At 37.0% G+C, this 15,254-nt stretch carries 15 protein-coding genes and 1 riboswitch; of the genes, 9 read left to right on the forward strand and 6 right to left on the reverse strand.

Annotated features, from left to right (window positions below):
* Nucleotides 1-129: 129 nt before the first annotated feature.
* The gene (gene putP / locus ACFSO7_RS21965) at nt 130-1,608 is read right to left on the reverse strand and encodes a sodium/proline symporter PutP (protein ID WP_377879579.1); all 1,479 of its coding nucleotides are present in this window, start codon (nt 1,606-1,608) and stop codon (nt 130-132) included.
* Between the two features lie 210 nt (nt 1,609-1,818).
* Nucleotides 1,819-2,697 (reverse strand): phosphotransferase, encoded by an 879-nt coding sequence (locus ACFSO7_RS21970; RefSeq protein ID WP_377879580.1) that lies wholly within the window; start codon nt 2,695-2,697, stop codon nt 1,819-1,821.
* 180 nt (nt 2,698-2,877) lie between these two features.
* On the opposite strand from ACFSO7_RS21970, the gene ACFSO7_RS21975 reads away from it, so the two are divergent.
* From ACFSO7_RS21975 to rlmD, 6 genes are all read left to right on the forward strand, one after another.
* A complete protein-coding gene (locus ACFSO7_RS21975; protein ID WP_377879581.1) occupies nt 2,878-3,408 on the forward strand; it encodes an RNA polymerase sigma factor in 531 nt (176 codons plus the stop codon).
* A complete protein-coding gene (locus tag ACFSO7_RS21980) occupies nt 3,405-3,869 on the forward strand; it encodes an anti-sigma factor (RefSeq protein WP_377879582.1) in 465 nt (154 codons plus the stop codon). Before ACFSO7_RS21975 ends, ACFSO7_RS21980 begins: the two co-directional genes overlap by 4 nt.
* Nucleotides 3,869-4,918 carry a hypothetical protein gene (locus tag ACFSO7_RS21985; protein ID WP_377879583.1) on the forward strand — a complete coding sequence of 350 codons (1,050 nt, stop codon included), beginning with the start codon at nt 3,869-3,871 and terminating at the stop codon, nt 4,916-4,918. The genes ACFSO7_RS21980 and ACFSO7_RS21985 overlap by 1 nt, the downstream gene beginning before the upstream one ends.
* 29 nt (nt 4,919-4,947) lie before the next feature.
* Nucleotides 4,948-5,883: a hypothetical protein gene (locus ACFSO7_RS21990; protein WP_377879584.1), complete on the forward strand. Its 936-nt coding sequence runs from the start codon at nt 4,948-4,950 to the stop codon at nt 5,881-5,883.
* Between the two features lie 275 nt (nt 5,884-6,158).
* Nucleotides 6,159-7,097, forward strand: coding sequence for a diacylglycerol kinase (locus ACFSO7_RS21995; protein WP_377879585.1), 939 nt, complete (start codon nt 6,159-6,161; stop codon nt 7,095-7,097).
* Between the two features lie 179 nt (nt 7,098-7,276).
* Nucleotides 7,277-8,647, forward strand: coding sequence for a 23S rRNA (uracil(1939)-C(5))-methyltransferase RlmD (rlmD, locus tag ACFSO7_RS22000; protein WP_377879586.1), 1,371 nt, complete (start codon nt 7,277-7,279; stop codon nt 8,645-8,647).
* A gap of 116 nt (nt 8,648-8,763) precedes the next feature.
* Here rlmD and ACFSO7_RS22005 read toward each other — a convergent pair whose 3' ends face one another.
* The 4 genes from ACFSO7_RS22005 to ACFSO7_RS22020 all read right to left on the reverse strand — a co-directional run bounded on the left by ACFSO7_RS22005 (nt 8,764) and on the right by ACFSO7_RS22020 (nt 12,532).
* Entirely contained in the window at nt 8,764-10,317 is a 1,554-nt protein-coding gene (locus ACFSO7_RS22005; RefSeq protein ID WP_377879587.1) for an ABC-F family ATP-binding cassette domain-containing protein, read from the reverse strand.
* Nucleotides 10,318-10,689: 372 nt separating this feature from the next.
* The gene (locus ACFSO7_RS22010; protein ID WP_377879588.1) at nt 10,690-10,989 is read right to left on the reverse strand and encodes a hypothetical protein; all 300 of its coding nucleotides are present in this window, start codon (nt 10,987-10,989) and stop codon (nt 10,690-10,692) included.
* A 9-nt stretch (nt 10,990-10,998) separates the two neighbouring features.
* On the reverse strand, nt 10,999-11,475 hold the full coding sequence (locus tag ACFSO7_RS22015; RefSeq protein WP_377879589.1) for a hypothetical protein: 477 nt from the start codon (nt 11,473-11,475) through the stop codon (nt 10,999-11,001).
* Between the two features lie 34 nt (nt 11,476-11,509).
* Nucleotides 11,510-12,532: a DUF3231 family protein gene (locus ACFSO7_RS22020; RefSeq protein ID WP_377879590.1), complete on the reverse strand. Its 1,023-nt coding sequence runs from the start codon at nt 12,530-12,532 to the stop codon at nt 11,510-11,512.
* A 181-nt stretch (nt 12,533-12,713) separates the two neighbouring features.
* Here ACFSO7_RS22020 and ACFSO7_RS22025 point away from each other — a divergent pair, with 181 nt between their 5' ends.
* From ACFSO7_RS22025 to ACFSO7_RS22035, 3 genes are all read left to right on the forward strand, one after another.
* On the forward strand, nt 12,714-13,502 hold the full coding sequence (locus ACFSO7_RS22025; protein ID WP_377879591.1) for a hypothetical protein: 789 nt from the start codon (nt 12,714-12,716) through the stop codon (nt 13,500-13,502).
* Nucleotides 13,503-13,508: 6 nt separating this feature from the next.
* Nucleotides 13,509-13,967: a hypothetical protein gene (locus ACFSO7_RS22030; protein WP_377879592.1), complete on the forward strand. Its 459-nt coding sequence runs from the start codon at nt 13,509-13,511 to the stop codon at nt 13,965-13,967.
* 311 nt (nt 13,968-14,278) lie between these two features.
* Nucleotides 14,279-14,845 carry a DUF4256 domain-containing protein gene (locus tag ACFSO7_RS22035; protein WP_377879593.1) on the forward strand — a complete coding sequence of 189 codons (567 nt, stop codon included), beginning with the start codon at nt 14,279-14,281 and terminating at the stop codon, nt 14,843-14,845.
* Between the two features lie 115 nt (nt 14,846-14,960).
* A riboswitch (purine riboswitch) is annotated at nt 14,961-15,062 on the forward strand.
* Nucleotides 15,063-15,254 lie beyond the last annotated feature (192 nt).

A 15,254-nucleotide genomic window follows, 5' to 3' on the forward strand; every position in this document is an offset into this window, starting at 1 on the left:
CATCTCCTTGGTTAGGGTAGTAATATTGGAAGTTCTGTGATAGGTACTTCCATTTTACAATGAAAACGGTGGCCTTTTTCTATTTATTTGACCTATTTACTATACTAGGCACCATCCATTTTTTTTCATTTATTCATTCTTTAACATTCTTACAGACTCATCGAATTCTTTTTCAATCACTTCATTCTTTTTATAAGTGATCATACTGACAACAACGGAAACGATGAGGTTAAATGCGAAACCAGGAACGATTTCATAGAGTGTGTCGCCAAGACCGACATTTTTCCAAACGATAACGGTAACAGCACCGACGATCATTCCGAAAATCGCACCCCAGTTCGTCATCTTTTTCCAGTACAAGCTTAGAATGATAATTGGTCCGAATGCAGCACCAAATCCTGCCCATGCATAGGCTACTAAATCTAGGATTGTACTATTTTCCTGTAGGGCTAATAATGCGGCAATGACGGAAACTGCAAGAACAGCCATTCTTCCTAAGAAAACAAGCTCTTTATCTTTAGCATCTTTACGGAAAAGAACTTTATATAAATCTTCAACCAAGGCACTAGATGTTACGATTAATTGTGAAGCGACTGTACTCATAATAGCAGCAAGTACTGCAGCTAAAATGAAACCTCCAACTAATGGATGGAAAAAGATTTGACCTAACTCGATGAAAATCGCTTCAGGGTTTTTAAGTGTTAATTCAGGATTTTGTTTGAAGAAAGCTAGCCCAACAAAAGCGGTAAAAATCGTACCAATTAAAGAGAAAATCATCCAGCCCATACCGATACGACGGGCGCTTTTCATTTCTTTAATAGAGGAAATAGCCATAAAACGAACGACGATATGAGGTTGACCAAAATAACCTAATCCCCAAGCCATTGCAGAAATAATTCCAACAACAGTCGTTCCTTTTAAGAAATCAAGTAAAGTAGGGTCAATCATACGAATGGTTTCAAATGTCTCAGCGGGACCACCAGTTTTGAAAATACCGATGATGGGAACCATTAGAAGAGCAATAACCATCATTAATCCTTGAATAAAATCAGTGTAACTTACAGCAAGGAATCCACCGAATAAAGTATAAGCCACAGTTACACCAGCAACGATGAGAAGTCCTGTGAGATAGCTAGTGTCGAATGAATTTTCAAAAAAGACAGCTCCAGAAACCATTCCGGAAGATACGTAAAATGTAAAGAAAATAAGAATAACGATACCTGAAACAATACGTAACAGCTTCGTGCTGTCTTTAAAGCGGTTTTCTAAATAACCAGGAACTGTGATTGAATCATTCGCCACTTGTGTGTAAGAACGTAAACGTGGGGCAACCATTTTCCAGTTAAGATAAGCTCCGATTGTTAATCCAACGGCAATCCAAGCATCAGCTAAACCGCTTACATAAATTCCTCCAGGCAATCCCATTAACAACCAACCACTCATATCTGCTGCACCAGCACTTAGTGCCGTCACGGCAGGACCTAATGAACGTCCCCCAAGCATGTAGTCAGTAAGATTGCTTGTCTTTCGGTAAGCGTACCAACCGATTAACAACATACCGACCATATAGATGCCAATAGCAATCATTTGATACATTTCATTTGTCATATTGTTTCTCCTTTCGATTTTCAAAATAACATATTGAATAATAATTTATATGTAAAAAATATTCTAACACTTGTATTTATCAGATTTCAATATTAAATTATGGAAATAACTATTCAATTCATATAATTTATAATTCTTTTAATATAATAAATTAGCATGCTTTTTAACGCGTTAACGTGCTGGGGGACAGTCCCCCAGCACGTTAATGCGTTAAAAGAAAATATTGTGATTGAGCCATTTTTCAATTTCGACTTTTCCTTGCACGGCTAGTAGACGGTAGAGATATCGATAGGGTTTTCTATATTCTGATAGATTCGGTATCGGCAGAATACTTTCGTATCCCTTCTTAAAGGCCTCAGCAGATCTTGTATCTAAAAGATATTCTAAGCCGATAAAATCGAATTCCCTCGGTGCCAGCACATAGGCTTCTGTGTCGACAATTCCAGTAACTTCCATACTATCTGTTAAAAACTGGGTCGGATCCATGTCAATTAAAACAAAGGAAGCGTAATCGATAGGGGGTAACTGCTTAATGATTTCAACCATTTCAGGTAATTTGTTCGCAATACTTGTCCCTTGATAAAACTTTGAAACATGCTCTTCCATTCCAATCATAAGATGTTCATGAAATTTTTCTAATGGAACCTGGAAAGTACCTGAAGGGTTTCCCACATAATTGGCTTGGAACTGATGAATGGAAGCCAAACCTTTCCCGAGGCTTTCAAGAACAGATTCGGGCTGTTCTATTAAACTTGTTAACACAGTCCCTTCTAATTTTTCAACAACGACCAGTTCACGCTGTTCAATTTTCCCCTTATGTATGACACTTGGAACGGGAATCGAGCTGATTGGCTTCAGAATATTATTTACATCTTCAAGTTCCCACACTTTCCGAGGATCTATGCCGAAAAAACTTTTGCAGCCCCACCAAAAGTCATTGTCAGGCTCCTCTATCATCCTTGAAGTTCTGACTACGACTTCCTCCTTTGAAGTTTTTACTAGCCAAACATCACTTGCATGGTCGTCATATCCAGGGCTAAGCTCTTGGACAGACAAAATAGGATCATAAAATAATGTTTGTAAATTCATACAACACTCTCCTTATATAGCATTCCTGATTTTCTACCATTGTTTTACCATATATCAATGATATGATAAGTGAAAGTTTTTTTGAAAAAATTTATAAAAAGTGTAGGGGGAGCATCAATTTCATTCGTCTATTAAGTTGAGAAGCCCTAAAAGGAGGGGAGAGAGATTAGTGATGAACATTTGATTCAAAAGGTTCTTAGTGGAAATGATCACGCTTTTCGACTGATAATCGAAAAGTATCGCAATGATGTGTTCCGGACCATTTTTGCGGTAGTACGTGATCAAAAGGAAGCGGAAGATGCAGCACAAGAAGTGTGGATAAAAATTTATACCTCTCTCCCTACTTACGAGAATCACGGTTTTAAAACTTGGATCACGAGGATTGCTGTAAACCATGCTATTGATGCGAAAAGAAAAAAGGCTCGGCATCAGCAAAATGTGTTGGAAGAATACGAGCAAAATGAACTGATAACAACAACTGACAGTATTGAGTATGAAGTAATCAAACGTGAGAATAGGAAAAAAGTTCACGAAAAGCTGCATGAGCTACCAGATAACTATAGAGATGTTATATACGGTTATTATATAGCGGAAAAAAGCTATCAAGAAATGGCGCAAGAACAAAATGTCCAAGTGAAAACAATTGAAATGAAGTTATACCGAGCAAGACTTTGGATTAAAAAGCATTGGAAGGAGGAAGATTTTTCATGAAAACGCATTACTCTTATGAAGATTGGTGTAAATATGTGAAAAATGAATTGGATGGGTCGACCCGCGAGGAGTATGAGAACCATCTTTATTCCTGCGACCAATGTTTGGAGAGTTACTTGCAAGTGTTAGATGGGGATACGACGCAGTTTCCAGTTATCCAAAATGATTTCGATTTTACAGATGGAATAATGGCTGAAATTGCAGATTTGAATAAACAAAAACAGAAGGTGAATACGAAAAAATCCTTCTACCAATCATCTGTTTTTCATTATTTAATAGCTGCAGCGATGACTTTAGTGTTAATGGGCTCTGGCGTTTTTCAATCAATTACAAAATACGCTGACACCGTACAAAACCCGCAAGTATTAGGTCAAACACCATCTGTAACGGAGGAAATTATTGAAAAAACATTTACATGGATAGATTCATTTCATTTACAAAATAAGGAGGCTCAAAAATAATGAAAAACTCAACCGTCGCAGGGATACTTTCACTCTTTCCTGGATTAGGCTTTATTTACTTAGGAAAAGTCTTCCGAGGTTTATTTTATCTATTCGCCACAACTGTACCGATAATTGGTTCGTTTCTGCTGGCCATTGCAAGTCATCAAGAGGGGCTCCTTGCATTCTCAGTAATTGGAGTCATCTTCTATCTCATGAGCTTTATTGATATGGGAATTCAAAATTCGAAACGAAAAATAGCAGTTGAAGTGAACGATACGGGGAATACCCCTCAAGAATCGGAACGTTTCTATACCATCCTTCTTTCATTTATCCCTGGTTTAGGACATTTCCAGCTTGGGCTAATGAATCGAGGCTTAACTCTCTTAGCTAGCTTTTTGGGTTTAGGGATTATGATTATTTTCGTGACAGCCCTAACCAGCAGAGAGGAGTTTCTCATCTTTTTAGCAGCCATCCCAGTCATCTGGGTATACGGGTTTTTTGATGCAATTCAGCAATTTAATAAAAAATCACGTGGAGAGACCTTAACCGATCGAACCATTTTTGAAGATTTTGAAACACGTCGTGAAGACGGGAAAAAGAGTAAAGCCATTGCTACATTTTTATCTATTTTCCCTGGTGCGGGTCACCTTTATTTAGGAATCCAGCGCCGCGGAGTGCAACTGATGGCAGCTTTTCTATTTTCTATTTATATTTTAGATGTTTTACGATTAGGGATCTTTTTGTTTCTTATTCCAATTATTTGGTTTTATAGCTTTTTTGATGGTTTACAAAAAGCATCGCGTTACGGAAAGGAAGAAATTGAAGACACACCACTCATTTCATACTTCATTAATCATCAAAAATGGGTAGGAATCGGATTATTACTATTAGGACTTTATTATCTAGTTGAAAATATATTTATTCCAGCTTTATCACCTATTTTATACGACATCATCAACATTGACCTAGTGTACTGGTTTAAACGCTACTTTCAAACCGCGGTTGTCTGCATCTTACTTATTGGTGGGGGAATAAAGCTTTTGTTAGGCAGTAAAAGAAAAGTGTGAGAAAGATAAATAGAGAGGTGGAACTTTAGATGCGAGTATGGCGAGTGGGAACCTTTTCGATGGGGGCTTCCCTTCTTTTTTTAGGCGTAATCTTATTATTTTCTCAGTTCTTTAATTTAAAGCTATACAAAATGATGATTGCTTGGTGGCCAGCTATTTTAGTTGTGCTAGGAATAGAAATTCTTGTCTTTCTATTTTTTAATAAACATGAAAAGCCATTTCTAAAATATGATTTCTTGAGCATTTTTTTCGTCGGAGTCATTGGAATGATTGGAATTGGTTTTGTATTATTAAGTTCAACTGGGCTGATGGAAAAGGTGACGGATGTAATGGAAAGTCAGGAACAAACAATGGAACTGCCACCATTCATTCAAAAAGTAGATGCCGAGATCAAAAGAATTGTTGTCAAAACAGAACAATATCCTATTACAATTGAAGCGACACCAAATAAAGAAGTGTCCATGTTTGGAACATATCGAACCGTAATGAGGGAAAATGAAAAGCTGATCAATCAGTCAACTGATTTCTTACATGTCCAACAGAATGGAGACACTTTGTATATCGAGATGAAAGACTTGCCGAGTCAAACCGGTCCGTTTGATTACTATGCTACTGTTTCAGCCACTTTATTAGTTCCTTCAAATGTAAAGCTAGAAGTGATTGGACGAAATAATAATATCCGTTTACAACCAAGGACGTTATTAAGTGACTGGAGTATTGAAAATGCGTCCGAAGTATCTCTTCATGTTGAAGAGGATGATGATTTGACTGTGAAGGCGGAGAGTGTCCAACAAATTATTGGACAGGAGGGACTCTGGAAAATTACTGAACAAAAGTCTGAAGTTCAAAATGAATTGGAGAATGGTTCATCAGATTTAAAATCAGCCGTTTACCAATCTGGAAAAGGAACGCATCATATTTCGATTTTTGATACATACCAAGTGGAGATAAATAAGGTGAAATAAAAATTCTCCTTGCCATAGGCAGGGATTTTTTCGTAACTGACTTAAATAAGGTTGGTAAAAATATGTAGATAAATTTTTGCTATATACAGTGAAAAGTTATATGATAATTTAGGTGTTTTTAAATAGACTATTAGAAATTGGATATAATAAACACTATGTGCCTAGACGGGACCTGAAAAATTGTCGCAGACTGAGGTTTGCGGTAGAATGAAATTGGAATGTTATGGCATAAATTTTTAAAAATAATACAAAATGAAAATAGGAAGATGATGGGTATGAAACGAGCGAGAATCATATATAATCCAACATCAGGTCGTGAAATTTTTAAACGGCATTTGGCAGAGGTTCTACAAAGACTTGAAATGGCAGGTTATGAAACGTCCTGTCATGCTACTACTGGTGCAGGGGATGCGACTGAAGCAGCTCGAATTGCGGTGGAACGTCGTTACGATCTAGTGATTGCAGCTGGTGGGGACGGAACAATTAATGAAGTGGTTAACGGGTTAGCCGAGCAGGAATACAGGCCGAGGTTGGGAATCATTCCAGTTGGAACAACGAATGATTTTGCAAGGGCTCTCCATATTCCAAGGGATATTGAAGCGGCGACAGATATAATCGTAAAAGGTGAAACGATCCCTGTAGATATTGGTCGAATCAATGACAAATATTTTATTAATATTGCAGGTGGCGGTAGGATCACAGAGCTTACATATGAGGTGCCGAGTAAGCTTAAAACGATGCTTGGTCAACTTGCCTATTATTTAAAGGGGATGGAGATGCTTCCATCCATTCGCTCGACGGATTTTACGATTGAATATGATGGAAAGCTTTTTGAAGGCGAAGCAATGCTTTTCTTAGTCGGGTTAACGAATTCAGTAGGGGGCTTTGAGAAATTAGCACCGAATTCGTCTATCAATGATGGACTGTTTTCGTTGCTTATTTTGAAGAAAACGAATCTTGCTGATTTTATTCGAATCGCAACATTAGCTATCCGAGGCGAGCATATCAATGATAGTAATGTGGTGTATACACAAGCAAACCGAATTAAAGTAACATCGAATGAAAAGGTACAATTAAACTTAGATGGAGAATTTGGAGGACTGTTGCCAGCCGAATTCGAAAACCTCTACCGCCATCTAGAAGTATTCGTACCAATCAACAAAATCCGCCCAGAAGATCACCCACTCGACTGGAAATCTAACAAAAACGAATAAATAAACACCCAAAGCTCGTTCCCAACCGAACGAGCTTTTTAGCACTTTAAAGCATTGGGGGTCAGTCCCCCAATGCTTTAAAGTGCTAAAATAATGGAGTGTTTCTTAGTCACGCCCGTTTGTGGTAGAATTTTAAAATGAACGAGTGGAGTCGAAAATATTATTAAAGGAAGTCAAAAATGAGCCAAACGATACCAGTACAAAAAAATGATTTTATAGATGTTGTGTTTGAGGATTTGACACATGAAGGCGCGGGAGTTGCAAAAGTTGAAGGTTATCCACTATTTGTCCCGAACGGGTTGCCTGGTGAAAAAGCGAAGATAAAAGTGTTAAAGGTTAACAAAGGATATGGATTCGGAAAACTGGTCGAGCTTTATGAAGAAAGTCCAGACCGAGTGGATGCTCCATGTCCTATTTATAAGGAATGTGGGGGCTGTCAGCTTCAGCATCTAAGTTACGAGGGGCAATTAAAAGCAAAAGAAAAGCAAGTTCGAGATGTCCTGACACGGATCGGAAAGTTAGAAAATGTCAAGGTGCATCCTGTTCTAGGAATGAGCGAACCGTGGCGCTACCGTAATAAAGCGCAGGTTCCAGTAGGAGAACGTGAAGGTGGTCTCATTGCTGGATTTTATCAAAAAAGAAGCCATGACATTATCGACATGCAAGAATGTCTAATTCAGCAAGATAAAAATGATGAAGTGGTTCGTGTAGTAAAAGAAATATGTCAACGCCATGGGGTTCAAGCTTACAATGAAGAAAAGCATAAAGGTACACTTAGACATATAATGGCTCGTCACGGTTTAGTAACCGGTGAAGTGATGGTCGTCCTAGTAACAAGAACTGCAGACCTTCCAAATAAAAAGAAAATGATTGACGAAATACTTGAAAAAATATCAGGTGTAAAATCGATTATTCTCAATATCAATTCGAAGAAAACGAATGTGATCCTAGGTGACGAGACGAAGGTACTATGGGGCGAAGAGGTCATTTACGATTACATTGGTGATGTTAAGTTCGCGATTTCATCACGTTCGTTTTACCAAGTAAACCCAGAGCAAACAAAAGTCCTTTATGAAAAGGCATTAGAGTACGCAAACTTAAGCGGCGAAGAAACAGTTATTGATGCTTATTGTGGTATCGGGACAATTTCATTATTTTTGGCAAAAAAAGCGCGGAAAGTGTATGGCGTTGAGATCGTACCTGAAGCAATTGAAGATGCCAATCGAAATGCTGAATTAAATGGAATATCCAACGTTGAATTTGCTGTTGGACAGGCAGAAGTGGTGATCCCAAAATGGTATAAAGAAGGAAACAAAGCAGATGTTCTAGTTGTAGACCCACCAAGAAAAGGTTGTGATGAAGCGCTGCTACAAACCATCATTGCAATGAAACCAAAAAAAGTGGTCTATGTTTCATGTAATCCTGCCACATTAGCAAGGGATTTAAGAATATTAGAAGATGGTGGATATCAGACATTGGAAGTACAGCCGGTTGATATGTTTCCGCATACGACACATGTGGAGTGTGTGTCGCAATTAGTGCTTAAATAGAAAATCTACGAGCAGCATTCTACACGTGTAGAAGCTGTTGCAAAATTAATATCGAAATAGACAGAAAAGGGGTACCTAAGTAAAATTTTACTTATTAGGTACCCCTTAATCTTTATTTAAAATACTTTCGTAGTCCAATCCTCGCAATTCCAAATATCAGTCGCAATTTCACGATAGAAATCAGGTTCGTGAGATACCATTAAGATGCTTCCGCGATATGCCTTTAAAGCACGCTTCAATTCTTCTTTTGCGTCCACATCTAAGTGATTGGTAGGCTCGTCTAAAATTAACAAATTCGTCTCGGTGTTTAAAATTTTACACAGACGAACTTTAGCTTTTTCTCCACCAGAGAGGACTTCTATTTTACTTTCAATATGTTTCGTCGTTAATCCACATTTTGCAAGAGCAGCACGAACTTCAGCCTGATTCATACTTGGGAACTCGCTCCAAATCTCTTCAATACAAGTGTTGTAGTTGGACTGTTTCACTTCCTGCTCGAAGTAACCAATGTATTGATACTCACCACGTTCCACTTTACCTGAAATCGGATTAATCAAACCAAGAATACTTTTTAAAAGAGTCGACTTACCAATTCCGTTTGCACCAACGAATGCAATTTTTTGTCCGCGCTCCATTTTCAAATTCAGAGGGCGAGAAAGTGGTTCGTTGTAACCAATAACAAGATCTTCAGCCTCGAAAATCCAACGACTACTTGCACGAGCTTCTTTGAAATTGAACTCTGGTTTCGGCTTCTCTTTCCCCAATTCAATAACTTCCATTTTGTCGAGCTTCTTCTGACGAGACATCGCCATATTACGAGTTGCAACACTAGCCTTGTTACGAGCAACGAAATCTTTCAAATCAGCAATTTCTTGTTGTTGACGCTTGTAAGCTGACTCTAGCTGTTGTTTCTTCATTTCATGAATTTTTAAGAAGTTATCGTAGTCACCGACATAGCGATTCAATTCTTGGTTTTCCATGTGATAAATCAAGTTAACAACATTGTTCAAGAATGGAATATCATGTGAAATCAAAATAAATGCATTCTCATATTCTTGTAAATAGCGCTTCAACCATTCGATATGCTGCTCATCCAAATAGTTCGTAGGCTCGTCTAGTAATAGGATTTCAGGTTTTTCTAGTAAAAGCTTAGCTAGCAAAACTTTCGTACGTTGCCCACCGCTAAGGTCATCTACATCTCGATCAAGTCCAACATCGTCTAATCCTAGACCACGAGCAACTTCCTCAACTTTTGAATTAATTTGATAGAAATCATTACTATCTAAAGTTTCTTGTAGCTCTCCAACTTCTGCAAGCAGTGCATCAATATCAGCACCTTCATCACCCATTTTTGCATAAAGTTCATTGATCTCTGCTTCAGCATCAAATAAATATTGAAAAGCAGTACTTAAAGCGTCACGCATTGTCGTACCTTTTTGAAGTACAGCGTGCTGATCTAAATAACCAACACGGACCTTTCTTGACCACTCTACTTTCCCTTCGTCAGGCTGCAACTTCCCAGTAACAATATTCATGAAAGTAGACTTACCCTCACCATTTGCCCCAACTAGTCCAACGTGTTCTCCTTTTAAAAGTCGAAAAGATACATTATTAAAAATCGCACGATCACCGAAACCGTGACTTAAATTTTGTACGTTTAATACGCTCATTTTTTTAACCCCTTCTCTAATATCACATGTGGATATCTTACTAGATTTAGACTGCTTTTTCTATCTTGAAGTTATTTTTTTGTGAAAAATGTAATTTGATTTATAGGCAAAATGGAGGTTTGTCACTTCTAAAATAAATGAGGTTATGGAATTATTTTTACTTAGGTATTTTATAACTAGGTAAAAATCTATTATACAACCGAACCAGGAGGTAAGATATGAGGTTTTCCTAAGTGGAAATGGTTTGCAAAAATATGAAAAAATTGGTTGGATCCTAGGTACCCCCTGTCCCTATTCAAACACATCTCTTGAAATGATAGGTTCATGCACGACAGGAATTGTAATTTTCCTAACTTGACTTATTTGTCACGTTCATAATGGTTTCTTTGCTTTGCACATGTTCCCCATACATAATGGGCGTTCTGAGAAAATCTTATTAACAATAGAACCCAGCCAATACAAACCTACATTAGCTTTCCCTCTTACGTAAAAAGCGACCTTTCCTTTACGAAAGACCGCTTTTTCGATTTGGTGTTTCCAAGAAAGAGAATGGTGAAAAGAAAAATCGCTGGAATCATCATCTGAAATAGTGGATTTTAGTGCTAACTTTATGTAAAAAGAGAGTGGATTAAAATAATATAAAGTGGAAATGTCGGGAATATTAAATTCCACTTCAATCACTCATTCATATAATTTCGGTGCTTTTATTTTCTCTATAAGGTTTTGAAATCCATATAAAAGCAATGAGTCAATAAATAATAGAAGGGATAATTGAATTTTTTTCATTCGAACCAATGATGCTATACCCCATTTCATTAGCCAATTATCGATTAAAATAAATACAAAAATCGAATCAACGGCTAAATTTAATATCAGGTAACGATAAAACTTTCCATAAGCTAATTTAAGAATCCACATTGAACCAATCATAAATGGACCCCATATAAAAGGAAATGAGCCTGTTAGTCTTGGGTGAAGTTTTTCGTACCACCACCACCATTTCCTTTTTTTGGCAATGGAATTTTTCCATCTTGTAACTAAAGCAATAAATATACCCGCCGGTAAAAATCGTTTGAATGCATTTTTCCCCATCAAGGGAATGGTGAGCCATAAAGAGACCACCATCAATATTAATATTAGTTTATTATTTTTCACCATTTTGACCCCTCTAATATATCTCCATTTAGCTGTCTCAATTATCGGTTCCTTTTGCCAGAGATTCTCTGTTAATCGCTTCTGGTTGTTTTTCTAGCCAGCCATGTTTAACCATAATATTGTAAGAAAATGCACCAGCCTCTAAAGCATGGGTAAATACTTTACTGTAGTTTAAGATTACGTCCGATCTGAAACTGGAAGCTAATGATGCACCATAATAAGAAAGAGCCGCATTTACTAAAAACCCTGCGTGAAACATGATCAATTTATCAGAAAATGGGCTTATAGTAGAATCAGTAATCTCAGCATCCCATTTCTCAGGTATTGGTAAATGATCCTGTTGTAAATAGGAGTCAAAACTTTCAGCATCTTTTCCTGCTAATTTAATGTTTTTCAGCATGAAATTACGAACTTCTTCCGATTCCGCCACCTGACTAAACGCCAAGCTCAACGCTTTGACAAATCCAGTTTTCGTTGAATTAAAGAAAAGGGTGGTGATTTCCGAACTATTTAGTGGTCTTTTGTCTCCGATTAAATTATCAATGAATCCGGGTGATTCTATAAACTTTGTCCCATGAGGCGAAGGAATGGAGGGGACACTTGCATATTTTGGCTGTGTTTTAGCCAATTTCATTATTTTTTGAAACAATTTTTTAGATGTTTCCGTACATTCAAAAAAATAATTTTGAATGTCTTCTCTTTCCGAATTTGTAATGGCTAAACTATAAGCAGTTAGTCCATGTATTGTCATAACATAGGAGTAAAAAAGTAAAAATTGATCAGAAAAAAGACGAGGGGCGTTAACATTCACGTCACTCTCTGTAAAACCAATTGGGATTTGGAAATTAGCACTTTTTAAGAAATCGGTGATTTTTGTAACATGGGTCTCAGCTAACTGCAAGGCATATTCCATAATAGGTTTAATATCCTCGTTTTCAACAATGTTAAGAAAATATTTATAAACACATATTGCCATACTATCGCCCAAATATTGAAGCCAAAGAGCGGATACTTCGGCAGCGGTTAATGTGTTGTTTTTTGCTTTTTCGAAAATACTCAAAAGAACTACCTCCGACTTTTCATTTCTTATTCTGAAATTATTTTATGGAATTGATAATTTAATATACAGATAAATCGGTGGATCTCTTGATTACACTAATTTAGTTGTTTGCTTAATAAGGTCAGGTATAATCGTAACGTCTTATGGAGATGAATGGTAAAAAATCCGGAAGGTGGATTTAATGGACAACTACATAAATGATAACACCGCAAGAAGGTATAAAGCCCATGTTAGTATTTTAGGTACGACGCAACTGCATTTACGAAGTCCTTATATTATTGCTTGGTGGTCCGCAGCGTTCCCTGGCTTCGGGCATTTGCTTTTATCTAAATATCTTCGAGGATATGCCTTATTTATTTGGGAAGTTATTGTTAATGTTGAAGCACATGTTAATTCTTCAATGATTTATTCCTTTCAAGGGAATTTTGACATGGCAAAAGAGGTATTAAACACAAGGTGGCTCCTTATGTATATCCCCGTTTACCTTTTCGGTATTTGGGATAGTTATCGGACAACTGTTGATATGAATAGAGTCTACATTTTGGCAGACAGAGAGGATCATCGTTTCAATTCGTATTCGATTGGAGCATTAGAGATTAACTACCTAGATAAACGAAATCCACTTGTTGCCGTTATGTGGTCAATGTTTATCCCTGGATTAGGGCAACTGTATATTCATAGGATTTTAACGGCTATATTTCTCATCGTATGGTTAGTTGTATTTCATTATCAATCACATTTTGCAGAGGGTATTTTACTTGTGATACAAGGTAATGTAAAAGATGCTACCTCTGTTTTAAAACCAGAATGGCTCCTTTTTATGCCTTCACTATATGGTTTCGCTGCTTATGATGCCTATATTAATACAGTGGAGAATAACAAGCTTTTCGAAAAAGAGCTAAGTAGCCATTTAACCAAGAATTATCAAAGCCAAGCTTTTCGAATACTAAAAGGACAAAAAGTGAAGTGATCCCAAATGCAGCTTTTTTCAACATTTGAAACAACAGGATATTTAGAAATGGCCATTGCAACTTTAGAAAAGCAAGGAATTAGAAAGGAAAGTATCTTTGCCGTACCTCTTGATAATAGAAAAGAGGAACGTAAAATTTTTGATTCCATACATCGCTCAGATGGTACATCGTTAATAGATATTGGCATGGGGATTGGCACCGCATTTTCAGTTTTTGGAGCAAGTATTGGTTTTAAATTATCTTGGGGCCCGATTTTTTTGGGACTGATTGGTGCATTTGTTGGGTTTGTTCTTGGCTTTGCTATTCGGCTTTTTATGGAATTAGTTGTAAAGAAGAATAAAAGGGTCTTGAAGGGCAAACATTCTGAAATAATCTTAATTGTGGAGTGTGAAGATCCACAAGCTGAATTAATTGAGAATATACTTTGGAGCCATTTTGCACTGGGAGTTGCAAAAGTAAAATAATTGACTCAGTTATATGGGAAGAAGGCAAGGTTTTCCATTTTAGAACTTAAATTAAAAAATCTTAAAAACAATATCACCTAGCTCTAGTCAATGTGACAGGGAAGGGGTGATTTTTATTTGTTATTAGTTCTTGTAGATTGTAACGAAAAATAACAGTTAATTTAAGGTCTATGTGATTTTACTAATTGTAAATAAGGGGAAAATGATATTCTCCCTTTAGGGAAGCACTGCAAATGAATTACTATTATTTGCATAAAGTTGATATAATTCATTCATCTACGAATCTATTTTATTTTACGAGGTGTTTTAGTATGAAAAATGAAAAAGAGAATTTGTCATCAGAACAACGCGAAGAATTACTTACAACATTGAAAACCCGTTTTGAGAAAAACATGAATCGCCATGAAGGACTTGAATGGGATAAAGTACAAGAAAAATTAGAAAATAATCCAGACAAACTATGGTCGCTAAATGAAATGGAAAGAACCGGTGGTGAACCGGATGTTATTGTTATTGATAATCAGAAGGACGAATACATTTTTTATGATTGTTCAGTAGAAAGTCCTAAAGGCCGAAGAAGTGTTTGTTACGACCGTGAAGCGCTGGAGTCAAGAAAAAATCATAAACCAGAAAATAACGCTATTGAAATGGCTGTTGACATGGGTATAGAGATATTAACAGAAGAACAATATCGAGAGCTACAAAAACTTGGGAACTTTGACTTGAAAACATCGAGCTGGGTGAAAACACCTTCTAATATTAGAAAGCTTGGTGGGGCTATCTTTTGTGATTGTCGCTACGACACTGTCTTTGTTTACCACAATGGAGCAGAATCCTACTATGCAGCAAGGGGTTTCCGTGGCTTGCTGAGAGTCTAAATTTTGGTAATATCTCCTTTAGGTACATAAAGAGCATCAGGGGAATAAACTTAATAGACTGAAAACGGGCTAAGTAATTGACGAATAAAATGATCATTGTTAATATGTTTTTTATTAATTTCATAATTATTTTCCTTGTATATGTTCAATAATAAGGTTTGAACGTTTCTACCGGGCTGCCGTAAATAGCCTGTCTACAAGGGACAATGATAGAGTGTATATACTTATTATTGACCTTTGTAGAACAATCCTCCGGCATTATACCGGGGGATTTTTTCATATCTTAACAAAAATATTCTCGGATGCAGTTAACTTATTAACTTGTATTGGCCACGTCCAGCGCAAGCGTCCTAGCCCCGACGTACAGGAAGTACTAGTGTCGGCAATGCGACAGGACGTCGCGCTTTTG

Origin of the sequence: Bacillus sp. CGMCC 1.16607 (assembly GCF_042683745.1) — a bacterium.
In the GTDB taxonomy this organism is placed as follows: Bacteria; Bacillota; Bacilli; order Bacillales; family Cytobacillaceae; genus Pseudoneobacillus.